The organism is Devosia sp. Root413D1, assembly GCF_001425235.1.
Classification (GTDB): domain Bacteria; phylum Pseudomonadota; class Alphaproteobacteria; order Rhizobiales; family Devosiaceae; genus Devosia_A.
This window is the reverse complement of record NZ_LMEA01000010.1, coordinates 184,148-200,683: the sequence shown is the minus strand read 5'-3', so window position 1 is coordinate 200,683 and position 16,536 is coordinate 184,148. Positions and strand designations below refer to the sequence as shown.

Sequence of the window (16,536 nt, the reverse complement as noted above, 5' to 3'; positions counted from 1 at the left end):
GCAAAACTATCATAAAGTGATAGTCTGCTCCCTGAAGGAGACCAGCCATGCCATCCAGCTACACCCTCGGGGAACACTACGAGAAGTTCGTCCGCGAGCTCGTCGAAAGCGGCCGCTACAACAGCGCCAGCGAAGTGCTGCGTGACGGATTGCGGCTGCTTGAAGACGCAGAGGTCCTGCGGAGCGTAAGGACGGAAGAGCTGAAAAAGCTGATCCAGGAAGGTTTGGACAGCGGCGATGCCGGGCCGCTCGACATGGAGGAAATCATCGCCGAGGCGAAGCGGCTGAAGGCGAGCCGCCAAGATGCCGCTTAGTGTCCGTCACACCAATGCTGCGCGTCGCGACCTGAGAAGTATCTGGTCCTTTATTGCTTCAGACAATCCGACCGCGGCCGACGGTCAGATGCGACGCATTGCCGAGTCGGTCCGGCACCTTGCGAGCACGCCACAAATGGGACGTGCACGCGACGACCTTGCACCAAGACTGCGAAGCTTTCCTATCGGGCGCTATCTCGTGTTCTTCGATTTCGACGCGACGACGCTGCGAGTGGTGCGGGTCATCGACTCTGCTCGCCACATCTCATCGGAGACGTTCGACTAGCCCCCTACTCCTCCCCCAGCAGATACGCCCCCACCGCCTCGCGGTCCGCCTCGGTCCAGAACGAGGTGCCGTCGGCGATCACCTCGCCCATGGCGCTGCCCAGCACGTTGAACTCGGGGGTGAAGCCGTCGCTCAGCGCGCTGGCGATCGAGGCGACGTCATAGCCTTCGGTCTTCAACCGCTCGGCCGTCAGGGCCGGCGCCCTGCCGCCGGTGCCGCCGGCCGGGTTGCCGGTCAGTTCCTTGCCCTTCTCCACCGCACCGAGGAGGTTCCGCGGCGAATGGCACATCACGCAGTGCCCCGGCCCCTCGACCAGGTAGCGCCCGCGATTCCAGCGCTCAGAATGGCTGGCATCGGCCTCGTAGCGGCGCGGCGTAAAGAACAGGTTCTTCCAGCCGGCCACCAGCGGTCGCATATCGAACGGGAAGGCCACCTCGTGCGGCTTGGCCGACGTGCTGACCGGCGGCACCTGCTGCAGCGCCGCGTAGAGATCGGCGACATCCTGGTCGCTCATCAGCGTGTAGTTCTCATAGGGAAACGCCGGATAGAGATGCCCGGCTGGCCCTTCGCCATCGCTGATTGCTTTCGAAAACTGCGCCAGCGTCCAGCCGCCGATGCCCGCCTTGGGGTCCGAGGTGATGTTGGGCGCATAGAACGTGCCGAACGGCGTTACCAGCCCAGGGCCGCCACCGAGTTCGGCGATGCCGTTCTTCTTGTCGGTGTGACAGGTGATGCAGTCGCCGAGCCGCAGCAAATACTGCCCGCGTGTCACGTCGCCGGTGAGCGCCAAGTCGCGCGCCGCGCCCTGCACCGGCTTCAGCATGTAGACGGCGATCCCGGCCCCCAGCAGCACTGCTACCAGGAGCATCCAAACCCAGTGACGCATTTGGGCCTTCCTCACTACTCGTGAACTCGACGACACGATGGAGATCAGCCCCACGCAGCTCCGGCGGCAATTGATCAGCGCCGCCAATCAACCGCAACTGACGAGCCTGTGAGGCCCAGGGAATCAGCTACCCTCGCTCCGGGCCGCGAGGGGGCGGCCTCCACCATGGCTCAAATCATCGAGGCACGAGCCGTTTCCAAGCGGTTCCGGCAGCATCGCCGGTTCCCCGGCTTCTTCGGCGCGCTGAAGACGCTGGTTACCGCCGAATACACCGAGGTCGAAGCGGTCACCGACGTGAGCTTCGCCATCGCCGCCGGCGAGGCGGTCGGCTATCTCGGCCCGAACGGCGCCGGCAAATCGACGATGATCAAGATGATGACCGGCATCCTCGTGCCGTCGGCCGGTGACGTCACCGTGCTCGGACGCGTGCCGCACCGCGAACGCCAGGCCAATGCGCGCGAAATCGGCGTCGTCTTCGGCCAGCGCAGCCAGCTCTGGTGGGATCTGCCGGTGCGCGACTCGTTCGAGTTGCATCGCGAGATCTATGGCATCGCCCGCCCACGCTTCGACGAGAACCTCAAATCCCTGAGCCGCCTGCTCGATCTCGAACCCTTCCTCGAGCGCGCCGTCCGGCAACTGAGCCTCGGCCAGCGCATGCGCGCCGAGATCGTCATGGCGCTGCTGCATGATCCGAAGATTCTGTTCCTCGACGAGCCGACCATCGGCCTCGACGTCGTCGCCAAGGATGCGGTGCGCAAGTTCCTGTCGCGCGTCAACCGCGAGCGCGGCACCACCATCATCCTCACCACGCACGACCTGCAGGATATCGAGGAGATCTGCCCGCGCCTGATCATGGTCGACCACAGCCGCCTGATCTTCGACGGCGAAACGGCGAAGCTGCGCACCGCCCTCGGCTCGGCCCGCCGGCTGATGCTGGAGTTCGCCGCCGATCCCGGCCCGCTCGAGCTGAAGAGTGCGCGCCTCACCTCCGACGACGGCCTGCGCAAGCACTATCTGCTCGATCGCGACGACGTCTCGCTGGTGCACGTGCTCGATGAGCTCGGCGATACCACGACGCTGAAGGATATTGCGCTCGAGGAGCCCAATATCGAGGAGGTAATCCGCACCTTCTACCAGCGCCGCAACGCCGAGTTACCGTTGCGATGAGCGTCTATTTCGCCTTCGCCCGCAGCGCCTTTCTGACCCAGCTCGCTTACCGCAACGAGGTCTGGGCCAACATGATCGGCAAGCTGGTGCAGGTTTTCGCCCGCGTCGCCATCTGGGTTGCCATCTATGGCGGCAGCGCCAGCATTGCCGGCGTCAGCCTCGAGCAGATGGTGACCTATGCCCTGCTCGGCGGCGCGGTCACCGGCGCCATCCGCTACGAATCGATCGTCAGCGGCATCGGCCAGGCGCTGCGCACCGGCGACGTCGCCGTGTGGCTGCTGAAACCCGCCAGCTTCCCGCTCTATGTGCTCGCCACCGAACTCGGCCGCGCCGCCTTCCGCTTCGTCATCCTCGTCGTGCCCACCGTCGCGGTTGTCGCCGCCGTCTACGGCATGCTGCCGCCGGCGAGCCCGTTCCATGGCGTGATGTTCGTCGCCTTTGGCCTCCTCGCCTACACCATCATCGCGCTGCTCTCGGCGCTGTTCGGCCTTGTCGCCTTCTGGCTCCTCACCTCGTTCTCGCTCGAATGGATGATGCAGGCGATCCTCAACCTGCTGTCCGGCCAGCTGATCCCATTCTGGTTCTTCCCTGCCCCCCTCGCCGTCATCGCGGCGCACCTGCCCTTCGCCTGGATCGTCTACTACCCCTCGGCGGTGTGGCTCGGGCGGCTCGACGTCACGGCGACCCTTGCCTATTTCGGCCTTGGCCTCGGCTGGGCGGCGCTGCTGGCGGGCGGCGTGGCGCTGCTCTGGCGCAAGGCCTCCACCCGCATCGTCGTACAGGGAGGCTGAGATGCTGCGCACCCTCCGCATCCTGCCGCGCCTCGCGCTGATGTACCTCCGCTCCCAGATGGAATATCGCGGCGCCTTCTGGATCGATCGCATCGCCCAGATCATCACCTATGCCAGCTCGTTCGCGGTGATCTGGATCCTCGCCGACCGCTTCGGCACCATTGCCGGCTGGAACTGGTCGGAGCTGGCGCTGCTGTTCTCGTTCCACCTGCTCGGCTACTCGCTCGGCGCCTGCATGAGCTTCACCCAGATGCGCCAGCTCGAGGAGGCAGTGCGGCTCGGCACCCTCGATACACTGCTCACCAAACCGGTCAGCCCCTGGGCCTATATGGTGTTTTCCGGCCTCAACCCCGGCTATACCGGCCACGCCCTGCTCGGCATCGGCATGATGGGCTGGGCCCTCAGCATCGTCGCCGTGCCCTGGTCGATCGGCTGGGTCGCCTACTTCGCCGGTGCGCTGATCAGCGCCGCCATGGTCACCGGCGCGACGCTCACCATGATCGGCGCCACGGCGCTGATCTGGACCCGCTCCAACCACCTCTATTCGCTGTTCTTCGGCTTCTGGGAGCTGTCGCGCTACCCGATCAACATCTTCCCCACTGCCATCCAGGCGACGATGCTGAGCTTGGTGCCGCTCGGCTTCATGGCCGCCGTGCCGGTCGCGGTACTGCTCGGCAAGCCCGTGCCGATCCTCGGCGATTGGGCCGGCCCGGCAGCGCTGCTGGCAGGACCGTTCTTCGTCGCGCTCGCCATGCGGCAGTGGCGCTACGCGCTTAATCGCTACCAGGGCGCCGGCGGCTGAGCGCTGCTGCACCGCCGCGCGGTTGAGCCAAGCTTGACCTACCCACCGGCGTCATCCCCGCGAAGGCGGGGACCCGGTGGGATCTCTCAGCTCCAGCAGGTGCCGCAGCATCCCACTAGGTTCCCGCCTGCGCGGGAATGACGTCCCTGTGAGTTGAACCATGGCGCGTGGCGGCGGCTAACCCTTTGCCAGCACCGCGTCGACTTCGCCGCGGGTCGGCGGGTGGCAGCCGACGAACTGGCAGTTGAGCCCTGCCGCCACCGCGCCGAAGCGCAGCATCGTCGCGAGCGCCGCATCATCCATGGCGCCAGGCTTGCCCGGCTTGAGGTTGCCCTGCTCGTTGAGCAGCGTCAGTACCGCCGCCATCAGCGTGTCGCCGGCCCCCACCGTGTCGCCGAACGGCACGGCGGGGTAAACGCCCTGCTTCGCCGAGCCCGATTTAGTGAAGGCTCGGCTGCCCTCGTCGCCGAAGGTGACGATCACCAGCTCGCAATTGGCTCGGCCAAGGAAATCGGCCACGTACTTGCTCACCAGCGCCTCGACCTCGGCGGCCGTCAGCTCGGTGGCGCGCACTGCGCGGCTCTGTTCCAGCGAAGCCAGGTCCTCGATCGACACCTTCACCAGGTTGACGATGTCGAGGAAACTCGAGAGCCGCGCCTTGTAGCCGGCAAAATCCGGCACCAGCGATGGCCGCACATTGGGGTCCATGGTCAGCGTCGCGCCCCGCCGCGCCGCTTCCCTCGCCACATCGAGCCAGATCGCTGCATCCTCGGGTTCGATCGGGCAGAAGCCGCCGACCTGGAACGCCTCGAGTTTGGCGGGCAGCGCCGCGATCAGCCCCTCGCGGGTGAAGGCGCGATCGGCGTTGCGATAGAAACCGTATTGCGCGCTTTTCTTGGCATCGAACGTCACCACCGCCAGCGTCGTGTAGGCCTCCACCCGCTCGGCGAGCAGCGGCTTCACCCCGGCTTCCGCCAGTGGCGCCAGGAGGTAGGTACCGAGGCCATCGGTGCTGATCGGACAGAGGAAGCCGGTATCGTTGCCGAGCTTCGAAAGCGCGATGGCGCAGTTATAGGGCGAGCCGCCCTGGTGCGCCACGAGCCGGATCACCCCATCGGCCCCGACCGGCTCCGAGATCAGGTCGATCAGGCTTTCGCCACCCACTACGAACATTGAGCATCCCCGCGCTGGAAGTTTCGCATCGTTACAATGCCGATGCGCAAAAGTTCAAGCTCAGGAGGCGAGCGCTCCGGGGATGAAGGCGTCGCGCCGGAAATCCGACGGGGACATGCCGGCGATCTTGCGGAACGACTTGTTGAAGGCGCTGAGTGAGCCGAACCCCGATTCCATCGCGACGCGCAGCACATTGGCGTCGTCGCGCAGCAGCAGCGCCTGCGCGTAGCTGAGCCGCAACAGGCTGACGTACTCGTTGAGCGTCATGCCGGTCGAGCGCTTGAAGATGCTCATGGCGTATTTCGGGTGGAGGTTCGCCGCCCGCGCGATATCGACGGAGTCGATCTCGTGCAGGAAATTCTCGGCGATGTAGTCACACATCTTGCCGACATTGCGCGACGACTGCACTTCGGCGGTTTCGACCGCGTGGCCGGCTGCCTTGCTGTCACCCACCAGCTCGTACGGTTCGAACCGCACCCGCTCGAGCCGCAGCAACAGCTCGTCCACCGCGTGCTGTGCCTTCACCACATCGCCCGAGCGGGCATAGCGGTTCCAGCGCGCGAAATTGTGCGCATCGGAATCATCGGGCGTGCAGCTCAGCAGGGTCGTCCCCTGCATCAGCCGGTGCGGCACATCCTCGGGCAGCCGCAGCCGGAAGAAATGCATCAGCGGCAGATGCGCCCCGGCATAGATTGCGTCGTCGGAGAGATCATCCATCTGGTGCGGCAGCCCGCCCCAGAACAGCACCATCTGCCCGGCGCTCAGGGTCAGGTCGTGGGTGTGCATGCGGTAGTGCACGGTGCCGGCGACGATGAAATTGACTTCGACCTGTGCGTGCCAGTGCGGCTTCAGCATCACCAGCGGGTGGTTATGGAAGGTCGACAGGATCGTCGGATGGGCTTCGACGCTGCCTGCATGCGGCTGGTAGACCGCACGCTCATGCACCTTACTTTCCGCCAAGTCGAGTTTCCCTTTGTCGCGGACATGCGCCTTTGGTCGCATATTCTAACCACGCTTGCCCAAGGTGAGCCAAATGAAAACGGGAGGATTACATGGATCGCATCCATTCGCGGTGGCGCAGCACGCTCGGCCTGGCGTTCGGCGTCAGCCTACTGTCCATCGCCGCTGTTTCGGCAGCCGAAGTCACTGTCTGGTGCTGGGACCCCAACTTCAACGGCGCGACCATGAAGGAAGCCGCCGCCCGCTACACCGCGGCGCACCCGGACGTGACCTTCAACATCGTCGATTTTGCCAAGGCCGACCTCGAACAGAAGCTGCAGGCGCAGCTCGCTTCGGGCGCCACCGACGGCCTGCCTGATATCGTGCTGATCGAAGATTACGGCGCGCAGAAATACCTGCAGTCGTTCCCCGGCGCCTTCGAGCCGCTCAACGGCAAGGTCGATTATGCCGGCTTCGCGCCCTATAAGGTCGAGCTTGCCACGGTGAACGGCCAGACCTACTCGCTGCCCTTCGACTCCGGCGTCACGGGCCTGTTCTACCGCTCCGACTACCTCTCGGAAGCCGGCTTCGATGCCGCGGCGCTGCAGGATATCACCTGGGAGCAGCTGATCGACATCGGCAAGACCGTCAAGGAGAAGACCGGCCACCCGCTGCTCGGCGTCGACATCAATGACGCGGGCACCATCCGCATCATGCTGCAATCGGCCGGCAAGTGGTACTTCACGCCCGATGGGCAGGCCGACATCGCCGGCAGCCCGACCTTCAAGGCGGCGCTCGAGACCTATTCGAAGCTGCTGCAGACCCCCGAGATCTACAAGCCCGTCGCCGGCTGGAACGAATATACCGGTGCGTTCGTCTCGGGTGAGACCGCCGCCGTCTATACCGGCGTGTGGATGACCGCCACCATCAAGGCCGCCAACCAGTCCGGCAAGTGGGGCGTTGCGCCGCTGCCCAAGCTCTCGAACGTCGAAGGCGCCACCCACGCCTCAAACCTCGGCGGCTCGAGCTGGTACGTGCTCTCGTCCTCGGCTGAAAAGAACGAAGCCTCTGACTTCCTCGCCACGGTCTGGGGCAAGGACGTCGACTTCTACCAGAAGATCCTCGTCGACCAGGGTGCGCTCGGCTCGCTCCTCGCCGCTCGTGAAGGCGCCGCATACAAGGCCAGCGACGAGTATTTCGGCGGCCAGGCCGTGTGGCAGAACTTCTCCGATTGGCTCGCTGCCGTGCCGGCCGTGAACTACGGCATCTTCACCCAGGAAGTCGATGCGGCGATCGTCGCGCAGCTTCCGGCCCTCGCCAAGGGCGGTTCGGTCGATGAGGCCATCGCGGCCATCGACGCCCAGGTGAAGCAGCAGATCCAGTAAGATCCTCCCCGGGGGCGGGTTCGCCCGCCCCCATCTCCGGCATATTGCCGCCCCCCGGGCGGCAAATGTCATTGGCATCTTTTTGGGCGGGAGCGTTTGCGTGGCAGCACAAACGAAACTCGAGCGTTCCGAGCAGATCAACGGCTGGCTCTTCGTTATGCCCGCCTTGGTGCTGCTTGGGCTCTTCATGGTCTACCCCATCGTCTGGTCGCTCTGGATGAGCTTCCAGACCGGTCGCGGGATGAATTTCAGCTTTGGCGGCTTCGCCAATATCGTGCGCCTGACGCAGGATCCGATCTTCCTGCGTGCCCTCGGCAACACCTTCACCTTCCTGATCATCCAGGTCCCGATCATGCTGGTGCTGGCGCTGCTGTTCGCGACAGCGCTGAACGACACGAGGCTGTGGGGCCGCGGCTTCTTCCGCACCGCCATCTTCCTCCCCTGCATCACCTCGCTGGTGGCCTACTCGATCCTGTTCAAGTCGATGTTCGCCAATGACGGCGTGATCAACGATTTCCTGCTCGCCAGCGGGCTCATCGCCGACCCGATCCCGTGGCTGGGCGACCCGTTCTGGGCCAAGGTCGTGGTGATCTCCGCCATCACCTGGCGCTGGACCGGCTACAACATGATTTTCTATCTGGCCGCGATGCAGAACATCGACCGCTCGATCTATGAAGCAGCGCGCATCGATGGCGTGCCGGCCTGGGCTCGCTTCTGGTACATCACCGTGCCGATGCTGAAGCCGGTGATCCTGTTCACCTCGGTGATCTCCACCATCGGCACGCTGCAGCTGTTCGACGAGGTCAATGTGCTGACCCTGGGCGGCCCGTCGGATTCGACGCTCACCCTGTCGCTCTACATCTACAACCTGACCTTCAAGTTCATGCCGAACTTCGGCTACGCCTCGACTGTCTCCTACGTCATCGTGGTGCTGGTCGGCATCCTGAGCTTCCTGCAGTTTCTGGTCGCGAGGGACCGTCGATGAGCACGCTCGATCAAGCCACCGAACTCAGCCCTGCGATTGCGGCGCGGCGTTCGAACCCCTCGTTCAACCTGCTCGCGCTGGTGAGCCGCGGTCTCGTCTACCTGCTGCTCAGCATCGCCGCCTTCGTTTCGATCTTCCCGTTCATCTGGATGTTCGTCTCGAGCACCAACACGGCCGCCGACGTGCTCACCGGCAAGGCGACCCTCGGCAATGCGCTATGGGCCAATATCGTCACCTTCTTCACCACGGTCGACGCGCCACGCATCTTCTGGAACTCGGCGTTTCTCGCCATTGTCGGGACGGTGCTGACGCTGATCATCTCCTCGCTGGCCGGTTACGGCTTCGAGATGTTCAAATCCCGCTTCCGCGAGAAGATCTTCGGCGCCTTGCTGCTGATGCTGTCGATCCCGTTCGCCGCCCTGATGATCCCGCTGTTCATCATGATGGCCAACCTCAAGCTCATCAACACCTACGCCGCGATCCTGCTCCCGGCCATCGCCTCGATCTTCATCATCTTCTATTTCCGCCAGGCGACGAAGGCCTTCCCGTCGGAACTGCGCGACGCGGCCCGCATCGACGGGCTCAAGGAGTGGCAGATCTTCCTCTATGTCTACCTGCCGGTGATGCGCTCGACCTATGCGGCGGCCATCATCATCGTGTTCATGGCCAACTGGAACAACTACCTGTGGCCGCTGATCGTCCTGCAGACCAACGAGCAGAAGACCATCACCCTGGTGATCCAGTCGCTGAGCTCGGCCTACTATCCCGAATGGGGCGTCATCATGGTGGGGACCATCCTCGCCACGCTCCCCACCCTCCTCATCTTCTTCGTGCTCCAGCGCCGCTTCGTCGAAGGCATGCTGGGCGCGGTCAAATAAGGTCTCTCAACATGAGCAATCTGAAGCTGAGGGGCATCCGCAAGGCCTTTGGCAACCTCGAAGTGATCAAGGGCGTCGACCTCGACATCAACAGCAGCGAGTTCGTGGTCTTCGTCGGCCCGTCCGGCTGCGGCAAGTCTACCCTCCTACGCATGATCGCCGGACTCGAGCCGATCACCTCGGGTGAGCTCGATATCGGCGGCGAGCGCATGAACGATGTCGATCCCTCTAAGCGCGGCATCGCCATGGTGTTCCAGACCTATGCGCTCTACCCGCATATGACGGTGCGCGAGAACATGGGCTTCGCGCTGCGCTTTGCCGGCAAGCCCAAGGACGAGATCGAAAAGCAGGTGAAGGAAGCCTCGCGCATCCTCGAACTCGACCCGCTGCTCGATCGGCTGCCCAAGCAACTCTCCGGCGGCCAGCGCCAGCGCGTCGCCATCGGCCGTGCCATCGTCCGGCACCCGCAGGTGTTCCTGTTCGACGAACCGCTGTCGAACCTCGATGCCGAGCTACGCGTCCACATGCGCATCGAGATCGCGCGGCTGCACAAGGAACTCAAGGCGACGATGATCTACGTCACCCACGACCAGGTCGAGGCGATGACGCTGGCCGATAAGATCGTGGTGCTGCGCGAGGGCGAGATCGCCCAGGTCGGCGCCCCGCTGCAACTCTATGACAACCCCGACAACCTGTTCGTCGCCGGCTTCATCGGTTCGCCCAAAATGAACTTCATGGCCGCCGAAGTGGTGGATCGCGACAACGGCAAGCTGGTCGTCGCGCTCGCCAACCACGGGGGTACGAAGGTCGCGTTGCCGATCGCCGATTCCAGTGCCAACAAGGGCGATAAAGTCACCCTGGGGGTTCGGCCGGAGCACTTCGCCGATGCCGGCAAGGGGGACAGCGACATCACCGTTGGCATCGACGTGGCCGAGCATCTCGGCCAGACCAGCTACCTCTATGCCCGGGCGCCGGGCGGCGAGCAGCTCATCATCGAGCGCGAGGAATCGCGCGACCATGGCGCTCTCGACAGCCTCACCGTCGCGATCAGCGCCCGGCACGCCTTCCTGTTCGACGCCGCCGGCAAGCGGCTGCGCTGACAGCATTTCCACCCAGGCTCCGCGCGGCGCGGCGCCGTTCTTCCGATTTCGAAGAGGACTTCCAATTGACCAAAATCACCGCACCGATCCGCTGGGGGATCATCGGCCCGGGCGCCATCGCCAAGGACTTCACCCGCGGCCTCAAGGACTCGCGCCTCGGCAAGCTCGAAGCCATCGCCACCCGCAACCCGAACAAGCCCGGCCTCGCCGAGGATTTCCCGGGCGCCCGTGTCATCCACGGCTATGACGCCTTGCTCGCCGACCCCAACGTCGATGCGGTCTATCTCGCTTTGCCCCATACCGGCCACGCCGAGTGGGCGATCAAGGCGGCCGAAGCCGGTAAGCACGTGCTGGTCGAAAAGCCGATGGCGCTGACCGCCTTCGAGGTCGACGCGGTGATCCATGCGCACAAGAAGGCCGGCACCTTCGTTGGCGAAGCCTTCATGTACCGCCTCCACCCGCAGACCCAGAAGCTCTGGGAGCTGGTGAATTCCGGCACCATCGGCGAAGTGCGCGCCATCAAGTCGAGCTTCGGCTTCCAGATGGGCAAGTTCATCCCCGACCACCGCATCTTCGCCTCCGAACTGGCCGGCGGCGGCATCCTCGATGTCGGCGGCTACCCGGTCTCGATGTCGCGCTTCATCGCCGGCGCCTCGCTCGGGCGGCCGTTCGCCGATCCGGTGAAGGTGTCCGGCATGGCCCGCCTCAATGCCGAGGGCACCGATGACTGGGCTGCGGCGCTGCTGCAGTTCGAGAACGGCATCATTGCTGAGGTCAGCTGCTCGGTGTTCGTCAACCAGGACAACGTGCTGCGCATCCTCGGCTCCGATGGCCGCATCGAAGTGCCGAACTTCTGGTTCGCCGATGGCGGGCGCGAAGGCGGTAACGGCAAGATCGACATCATCCGCAATGACGGCAGCCGCGAGACGATCAGCGTCGGCAAGCAGAAGCACCTGTTCTCGTTCGAGGCGGATGCGGCTGCCGAAGCCATCCTCGCCGGCCGGCAGGAGCTGACCGCGCCGGGCATGACCTGGGCCGACAGTCTTGGCCAGGCCCGCGCGCTCGACAAATGGCGCGCCGATGCCGGCATCGAGTTCAGCATCGAGAAGTCGACCCGCCGCATCAACACGCTGTCGGGCCGGCCGCTCAAATCCGGCGGCACGGTGATCCCCAAGCGCACCATCCCGGGTGTGCAGAAGCCGGCCTCCGCCGCTGCCCTCGGCTTCGAGGATTTCCGCACCTTCGCTTCGGGCGCCATCCTCCTCGATGCGTTCTGGGAAAAGGGCGGCAACATCTTCGACACCGCCTTCATTTACGCCGGCGGCTACACCGAAAAGCTGTTCGGCGAGTGGCAGAAGTCGCGCGGCGTGCGCGAAGAGGCCGTGGTGATCGGCAAGGGCGCCCATAGTCCGCTGGTCTACCCGGACGTCATCTCCAAGCAGTTGACCCAATCGCTCGATCGCCTGCAGACCGACTATGTCGACGTCTACTTCATGCACCGCGACAATCTCGACGTGCCGGTCGGCGAGTTCGTCGACGCCATGGATGCCGAGGTGAAGAAGGGCCGCATCCGCGGGCCGTTCGGCGGCTCCAACTGGACCCGCGAGCGTTTCGACGAGGCCATCGCCTATGCCGACAAGCACGGCAAGCAGCGGCCCGGGGCACTCTCCAACAACTTCGCCCTTGCCGAGATGCTCGACCCGATCTGGGCCGGCTGCGTCACCTCGTCGACCGCGGAGTGGAAGCAGTGGCTGAAGGATCGCCAGATCCCGAACTTCTCCTGGTCGAGCCAGGCCCGCGGCTTCTTCACCGACCTCGCCGGCCGCGATAAGCGCGACAACGAGGAGATGGTCCGCGTCTGGTACAATGAGCAGAACTTCGTCCGCCGCGACCGGGCGATCGAACTGGCCACCAAGCTCGGCAAGAGCCCGATCCACGTGGCCCTCGCCTATGTGCTGGCGCAGGACTTCCCGTCCATCCCGCTGATCGGCCCGCGCAAACTCGGCGAACTCGACGACAGCATGAACGCCTTCGACATCAAGCTGACGCCTGAGCAGGTGCAGTGGCTGGAGGGGTAATAGCCCCTCTATTACTGAAGCAGACGCCCCCCTCCCATCCTCCCCCATAAAGGGGGAGGTGCCCCGCCGGTGTGGTTGGCACGATCGAAGACAGAGCCTCGGCTCTTCACCTCCCCCTTTATGGGGGAGGCCGGGAGCGGGCCGTCTCTATCCGTCAACCCACCTTCACGAACCGCTCGCCCCACCACGCCGTCCAGCGCTGCTGCAGCGCCGCGAACACCGCGTCCGACAGCCCGAACGTCGTCAGCACCGCGGTGCCGCCGCCGTTGGGTCCGCCATTCGGCGCCGGCTGGTCGGTGATCACCATGAGCCCATCGCCCCAGCCATCGACGCTCATCCCCACCTGGTGCCCCGAGTGGTGCCACACAGTACCCGCCACCCGCTCACCCACCGGCAGCTCGAATGCCGCCTTGCTGCCCGCAGCGGCGCTCCATAGCGGCTTGAGCCCCAGCGCTTCGACCGGCAGCGCCCCCGGCGCCTGCAGCTTGCCCGACAGGAACAGCGTCCGCCGTTTCGCTCCCGGGTGCCGCTCGAGATAGTGCCGCAGTTGCTGGAAGAACGTCGTCCAGCCCTCCCAGGTATCCTCGTAGAACGCATTCCAGTCGCCGGTCACCGCGCTGCTGCGCACCACGCGCAGGACCGTGCCGCCAGGCGCGGTTCTGAGCTCCATCCGGTCGGCAATCCCCTCGTGCTCGTGGATGGCAACGACCTTGTTGGCCGCATCCGCGGTGGCATGTTCGAAGAAGATGAACTGGATTTCGTCTTTCAGCGTATCGGCGTCCCAGCCGAACCAGTTGAGCATCTGCGCGGGGTCGCGCAGCGCCGCCCACACAGTCTCGATCGGCGCCGCGATGGTCATCTCGACGATAACCCGGTCCTGCTTCTCAACCATCTGCAACTCCCTCAGTTGATCTTGTCTGGCCTCTTGGCCTTGATCGCCGGGTGCCCGCCGATCAGCAGCCGGTAGCGCCGGCCCTCGGCCTTCGGCGCAAACTCTTCGGCCAGGCCCGCGACCATCGCCGTCAGCCGCTCGGCAAAGGCCTCGATATCCTGCGGCGCGGCAAAGCCGATATCCGCCTCAATGGTGAAGGTGAGCAGCCGCGTACCCTCATCTGCCGCGGCGGCCTGCATCCGCGTCACCTCACGCACCGTCTCGGCTGACCGCGCCACCAGGTGCTCGGCGGCGAACCGATCCTGCTTTTCCACCGCCGGCGGGACGCCAAAAATGGAGGGATCGACGACGAACGAACCGGCCCTGGCGACGAACAACCGCTCGGTGAAGCCGCGCCGCTGCCGCTCGCCGGCAGGCATCACCAGCCCCGCCTTCTCCAGTGCATGCAGGTGATAGCCGACCTTCTGCCGCGGCAGCTCAAGCGCCACCGCCAGCGTTGCCGCCGAACCCGGCTCGCGCAGCAGCGCCAACAGCTTCAGCCGCAGCGGCGTCATCGCCTGCCGCGCCTTGTCCGCATCCTCGAGCAATACCGCGGTGGTGTTATCCATGCACCCTGCTACAATAGACAACTTTTGTTGTCAAATGTACCAGTTCACAACAAACCGTCTGCGTGGCGGTTGACGCGACCCGCCGACACATGTTGCCTTGCGGTCTGGACTTCGCCAGCAGAGCGGGCCGGACAGGAACGAGGGCCGGGGGAACAGCTGCCTATGGCGCTGGCTTTGCGCTTTACGCGCATCATTGACGAATTGAGCCGCCGGGTCGGCCTTATCGCCATCTGGCTGGTGCTGTTCTCGGCGCTGGTCTCGGCCTTCAACGCGATTTTCCGCTATTCGATCAGCGGCATGATCTGGCTCGAGCGCAGCTATGGCGGCGGCGTGTTCGGTGGCCTGGTGTGGTTCTACACCCAGTATTCCAACGTCCTCAGCGAGTCGGTCTGGTACATGTTCGGCGGCATGGTGATGCTGGGCGGCGCCTGGACGCTGAAGCTCAACGAACACGTACGCGTCGACCTGTTCTATGGCGCCATCAGTGAGCGGGCGCGAACCTGGATCGACCTGCTCGGCGGGCTGTTCTTCCTGCTGCCGCTCTGCATCCTCCTGATCTGGTTCACCTGGCCGTGGTTCCTGCAGGCCTGGACGCAGAACATCATGTCCAACGCCGCCGGTGGCCTGCCGCGCTGGCCGGTGCGGCTTATGCTGCCGCTCGGCTTCGGTGTGCTGTTGCTGCAGGGCATCGCCGAGATCATCAAGTGCATCGCCGCGCTCACCACGGATTATGTCCGCGAGTTCGCCTACGAGAAGCCGCTGCAATGATCGACCTGATCCGCGAAAACATGGCGCCGATCATGTTCGGCGGGCTGGTGGTGTTTCTCATCATCGGTTACCCGGCCGCCTTCTCGCTCGCCGCGATCGGCCTGTTTTCCGGCCTCGTCGCCATCGAGCTCGGGTTGATTGCCCCGAACTTTCTCGGCAACCTCACCTACCAGCTCTACGGCGTGCTCAGTAACGAGCTGCTGCTGGCCATCCCATTCTTCACCTTCATGGGGGTGATCCTCGAGAAATCCGGCCTCGCCGAAGATCTGCTCGATGGTTTTGGCCAGCTGTTCGGCGGCATTCGCGGCGGGCTGAGCTATGCGGTGATCATCGTCGGCGCCATTCTCGGCGCCATCACCGGCACCGTCGCCGCCTCGGTGATCGCCATGGGGCTGATCTCGCTGCCGGTGATGATGCGCTACGGCTACAATGTGCGCCACGCCACCGGCGTAATCGCCGCATCCGGCACCATCACCCAGCTGATCCCGCCTTCACTGGTGCTGATCGTCCTCGCCGATCAGCTGCAGCGCTCGCCGGGCGAAATGTATATCGGCGCCACCGGCGCCTCGATCGTCCAGGTCCTCTTGTTCATGGGCTGGGTGTTCATCCTGTCGATCTTCCGCCCCGAGGATGTGCCGGCGCTGCCCCCCGAAGCGCGCACCCTGCGCGGCTGGCCGCTGTGGAAGAAGATCATCCGCGGCACGGTGCCGAGCCTGGCGCTGATCTTCATCGTGCTCGGCACCATCCTCCTCGGCCTCGTCACCCCCACCGAGGCCGGCGCCATGGGCGTCGTCGGCGCCATCCTCCTTGCCTGGTTCAACCGCCGGCTGAGCTGGGGCCTGATGTGGGAGGGCATGAACTCGACCATGCGGCTTACCGCCATGGTGGTGTTCATCCTGTTGGGCGCCCGTGTCTTCAGCCTCGTCTTCCAGGGCGTCGGCGGCGGTCACTGGATCGAGCACCTGCTCTCGCACCTGCCCGGCGGCGTGGTCGGCTTCCTGATCTTCGTCAACATCTTCATTTTCGTGCTGGCGTTCTTCCTCGATTTCTTCGAGATCGCCTTCATCGTCATCCCGCTGCTGGCGCCGGTCGCCGAGGCCATGGGGATCAACCTGGTGTGGTTCGGCGTGATGATCTGCGCCAACATGCAGACCAGCTTCATGCACCCGCCCTTCGGCTTCGCGCTGTTCTACCTGCGCGGCATCGTCCCCCGCGACAAGGTCAAGACTCGCGACATCTATATGGGCGCCATCCCCTGGCTGGTCTTGCAGCTGATCCTCGTCGGCATCCTCATCGCCTTCCCCGAGCTGGTGACCTTCTTCCTCGACAAGGCCCCGGAAGTCGACCTCAATACGGTCGAGATCGTGCTGCCGTCGAGCGGCGGCGGCGCAACCCCCGCCCCGAGCTTCGAGCCGCAGCCACCCCCGTCATTCGGCGAACCCGTGCCGAGCTACGAAGCGCCACCGCCGCCGAGCTTCAACTGA

17 protein-coding genes are annotated in these 16,536 nt (G+C 64.8%); 12 read left to right on the top strand and 5 right to left on the bottom strand.

Features of this window, described 5'->3' with window-relative positions; genetic code table 11:
• Positions 1-47: 47 nt before the first annotated feature.
• Together ASC89_RS15665 and ASC89_RS28180 are read left to right on the top strand one after the other, a co-directional pair.
• On the top strand, positions 48-314 hold the full coding sequence (locus ASC89_RS15665; protein WP_055882920.1) for a type II toxin-antitoxin system ParD family antitoxin: 267 nt from the start codon (positions 48-50) through the stop codon (positions 312-314).
• On the top strand, positions 304-600 hold the full coding sequence (locus ASC89_RS28180; protein ID WP_082528300.1) for a type II toxin-antitoxin system RelE/ParE family toxin: 297 nt from the start codon (positions 304-306) through the stop codon (positions 598-600). The genes ASC89_RS15665 and ASC89_RS28180 overlap by 11 nt, the downstream gene beginning before the upstream one ends.
• Before the next feature lie 4 nt (positions 601-604).
• Here the strand turns inward: ASC89_RS28180 and ASC89_RS15660 are convergent, their stop codons facing one another.
• The gene (locus tag ASC89_RS15660) at positions 605-1,486 is read right to left on the bottom strand and encodes a cytochrome c (protein WP_156384643.1); all 882 of its coding nucleotides are present in this window, start codon (positions 1,484-1,486) and stop codon (positions 605-607) included.
• A 165-nt stretch (positions 1,487-1,651) separates the two neighbouring features.
• On the opposite strand from ASC89_RS15660, the gene ASC89_RS15655 reads away from it, so the two are divergent.
• From ASC89_RS15655 to ASC89_RS15645, 3 genes are read left to right on the top strand one after another with little or no spacing between them, the layout of a single operon-like run.
• Positions 1,652-2,653: an ATP-binding cassette domain-containing protein gene (locus tag ASC89_RS15655; RefSeq protein WP_055882916.1), complete on the top strand. Its 1,002-nt coding sequence runs from the start codon at positions 1,652-1,654 to the stop codon at positions 2,651-2,653.
• A complete protein-coding gene (locus ASC89_RS15650) occupies positions 2,650-3,444 on the top strand; it encodes an ABC-2 family transporter protein (protein WP_055882914.1) in 795 nt (264 codons plus the stop codon). Before ASC89_RS15655 ends, ASC89_RS15650 begins: the two co-directional genes overlap by 4 nt.
• Before the next feature lies 1 nt (position 3,445).
• Entirely contained in the window at positions 3,446-4,246 is an 801-nt protein-coding gene (locus ASC89_RS15645) for an ABC transporter permease (RefSeq protein WP_055882912.1), read from the top strand.
• Between the two features lie 177 nt (positions 4,247-4,423).
• On the opposite strand, the gene ASC89_RS15640 is transcribed toward ASC89_RS15645, so the two are convergent.
• Positions 4,424-5,419 (bottom strand): carbohydrate kinase family protein, encoded by a 996-nt coding sequence (locus ASC89_RS15640; RefSeq protein WP_055882910.1) that lies wholly within the window; start codon positions 5,417-5,419, stop codon positions 4,424-4,426.
• 60 nt (positions 5,420-5,479) lie between these two features.
• Positions 5,480-6,364: a helix-turn-helix domain-containing protein gene (locus tag ASC89_RS15635; protein WP_055883301.1), complete on the bottom strand. Its 885-nt coding sequence runs from the start codon at positions 6,362-6,364 to the stop codon at positions 5,480-5,482.
• A 107-nt stretch (positions 6,365-6,471) separates the two neighbouring features.
• Here ASC89_RS15635 and ASC89_RS15630 point away from each other — a divergent pair, with 107 nt between their 5' ends.
• The 5 genes from ASC89_RS15630 to ASC89_RS15610 all read left to right on the top strand — a co-directional run bounded on the left by ASC89_RS15630 (position 6,472) and on the right by ASC89_RS15610 (position 12,784).
• Positions 6,472-7,743 (top strand): ABC transporter substrate-binding protein, encoded by a 1,272-nt coding sequence (locus ASC89_RS15630; protein WP_055882908.1) that lies wholly within the window; start codon positions 6,472-6,474, stop codon positions 7,741-7,743.
• A 157-nt stretch (positions 7,744-7,900) separates the two neighbouring features.
• Positions 7,901-8,728 (top strand): carbohydrate ABC transporter permease, encoded by an 828-nt coding sequence (locus tag ASC89_RS15625; protein ID WP_082528324.1) that lies wholly within the window; start codon positions 7,901-7,903, stop codon positions 8,726-8,728.
• Positions 8,725-9,606 (top strand): carbohydrate ABC transporter permease, encoded by an 882-nt coding sequence (locus ASC89_RS15620; protein WP_082528299.1) that lies wholly within the window; start codon positions 8,725-8,727, stop codon positions 9,604-9,606. The genes ASC89_RS15625 and ASC89_RS15620 overlap by 4 nt, the downstream gene beginning before the upstream one ends.
• 11 nt (positions 9,607-9,617) lie before the next feature.
• Complete coding sequence (locus ASC89_RS15615; protein WP_055882904.1) at positions 9,618-10,706, top strand: ABC transporter ATP-binding protein; 1,089 nt, start codon at positions 9,618-9,620, stop codon at positions 10,704-10,706.
• A gap of 65 nt (positions 10,707-10,771) precedes the next feature.
• Positions 10,772-12,784 carry an aldo/keto reductase gene (locus tag ASC89_RS15610; RefSeq protein WP_055882902.1) on the top strand — a complete coding sequence of 671 codons (2,013 nt, stop codon included), beginning with the start codon at positions 10,772-10,774 and terminating at the stop codon, positions 12,782-12,784.
• A 154-nt stretch (positions 12,785-12,938) separates the two neighbouring features.
• Here the strand turns inward: ASC89_RS15610 and ASC89_RS15605 are convergent, their stop codons facing one another.
• On the bottom strand, positions 12,939-13,676 hold the full coding sequence (locus ASC89_RS15605; protein WP_055882900.1) for an SRPBCC domain-containing protein: 738 nt from the start codon (positions 13,674-13,676) through the stop codon (positions 12,939-12,941).
• Positions 13,677-13,687: 11 nt separating this feature from the next.
• Positions 13,688-14,284, bottom strand: a complete 597-nt coding sequence (locus ASC89_RS15600; protein WP_055882898.1) for a helix-turn-helix domain-containing protein — start codon at positions 14,282-14,284, stop codon at positions 13,688-13,690.
• 162 nt (positions 14,285-14,446) lie between these two features.
• Between ASC89_RS15600 and ASC89_RS15595 the strand changes: the two genes are divergently transcribed.
• Positions 14,447-15,052 (top strand): TRAP transporter small permease subunit, encoded by a 606-nt coding sequence (locus tag ASC89_RS15595; protein WP_055999415.1) that lies wholly within the window; start codon positions 14,447-14,449, stop codon positions 15,050-15,052.
• A complete protein-coding gene (locus tag ASC89_RS15590; protein ID WP_055999412.1) occupies positions 15,049-16,536 on the top strand; it encodes a TRAP transporter large permease subunit in 1,488 nt (495 codons plus the stop codon). Before ASC89_RS15595 ends, ASC89_RS15590 begins: the two co-directional genes overlap by 4 nt.

Bases quoted from the DNA above. Each gene is read 5' to 3' on its own strand.
- ASC89_RS15665 (WP_055882920.1), top strand. From the start codon at position 48: ATGCCATCCAGCTACACCCTCGGGGAACACTACGAGAAGTTCGTCCGC.
- ASC89_RS28180 (WP_082528300.1), top strand. From the start codon at position 304: ATGCCGCTTAGTGTCCGTCACACCAATGCTGCGCGTCGCGACCTGAGA.
- ASC89_RS15660 (WP_156384643.1), bottom strand. From the start codon at position 1,486: ATGCGTCACTGGGTTTGGATGCTCCTGGTAGCAGTGCTGCTGGGGGCC.
- ASC89_RS15655 (WP_055882916.1), top strand. From the start codon at position 1,652: ATGGCTCAAATCATCGAGGCACGAGCCGTTTCCAAGCGGTTCCGGCAG.
- ASC89_RS15650 (WP_055882914.1), top strand. From the start codon at position 2,650: ATGAGCGTCTATTTCGCCTTCGCCCGCAGCGCCTTTCTGACCCAGCTC.
- ASC89_RS15645 (WP_055882912.1), top strand. From the start codon at position 3,446: ATGCTGCGCACCCTCCGCATCCTGCCGCGCCTCGCGCTGATGTACCTC.
- ASC89_RS15640 (WP_055882910.1), bottom strand. From the start codon at position 5,419: ATGTTCGTAGTGGGTGGCGAAAGCCTGATCGACCTGATCTCGGAGCCG.
- ASC89_RS15630 (WP_055882908.1), top strand. From the start codon at position 6,472: ATGGATCGCATCCATTCGCGGTGGCGCAGCACGCTCGGCCTGGCGTTC.
- ASC89_RS15625 (WP_082528324.1), top strand. From the start codon at position 7,901: ATGCCCGCCTTGGTGCTGCTTGGGCTCTTCATGGTCTACCCCATCGTC.
- ASC89_RS15620 (WP_082528299.1), top strand. From the start codon at position 8,725: ATGAGCACGCTCGATCAAGCCACCGAACTCAGCCCTGCGATTGCGGCG.
- ASC89_RS15615 (WP_055882904.1), top strand. From the start codon at position 9,618: ATGAGCAATCTGAAGCTGAGGGGCATCCGCAAGGCCTTTGGCAACCTC.
- ASC89_RS15605 (WP_055882900.1), bottom strand. From the start codon at position 13,676: ATGGTTGAGAAGCAGGACCGGGTTATCGTCGAGATGACCATCGCGGCG.
- ASC89_RS15600 (WP_055882898.1), bottom strand. From the start codon at position 14,284: ATGGATAACACCACCGCGGTATTGCTCGAGGATGCGGACAAGGCGCGG.
- ASC89_RS15595 (WP_055999415.1), top strand. From the start codon at position 14,447: ATGGCGCTGGCTTTGCGCTTTACGCGCATCATTGACGAATTGAGCCGC.
- ASC89_RS15590 (WP_055999412.1), top strand. From the start codon at position 15,049: ATGATCGACCTGATCCGCGAAAACATGGCGCCGATCATGTTCGGCGGG.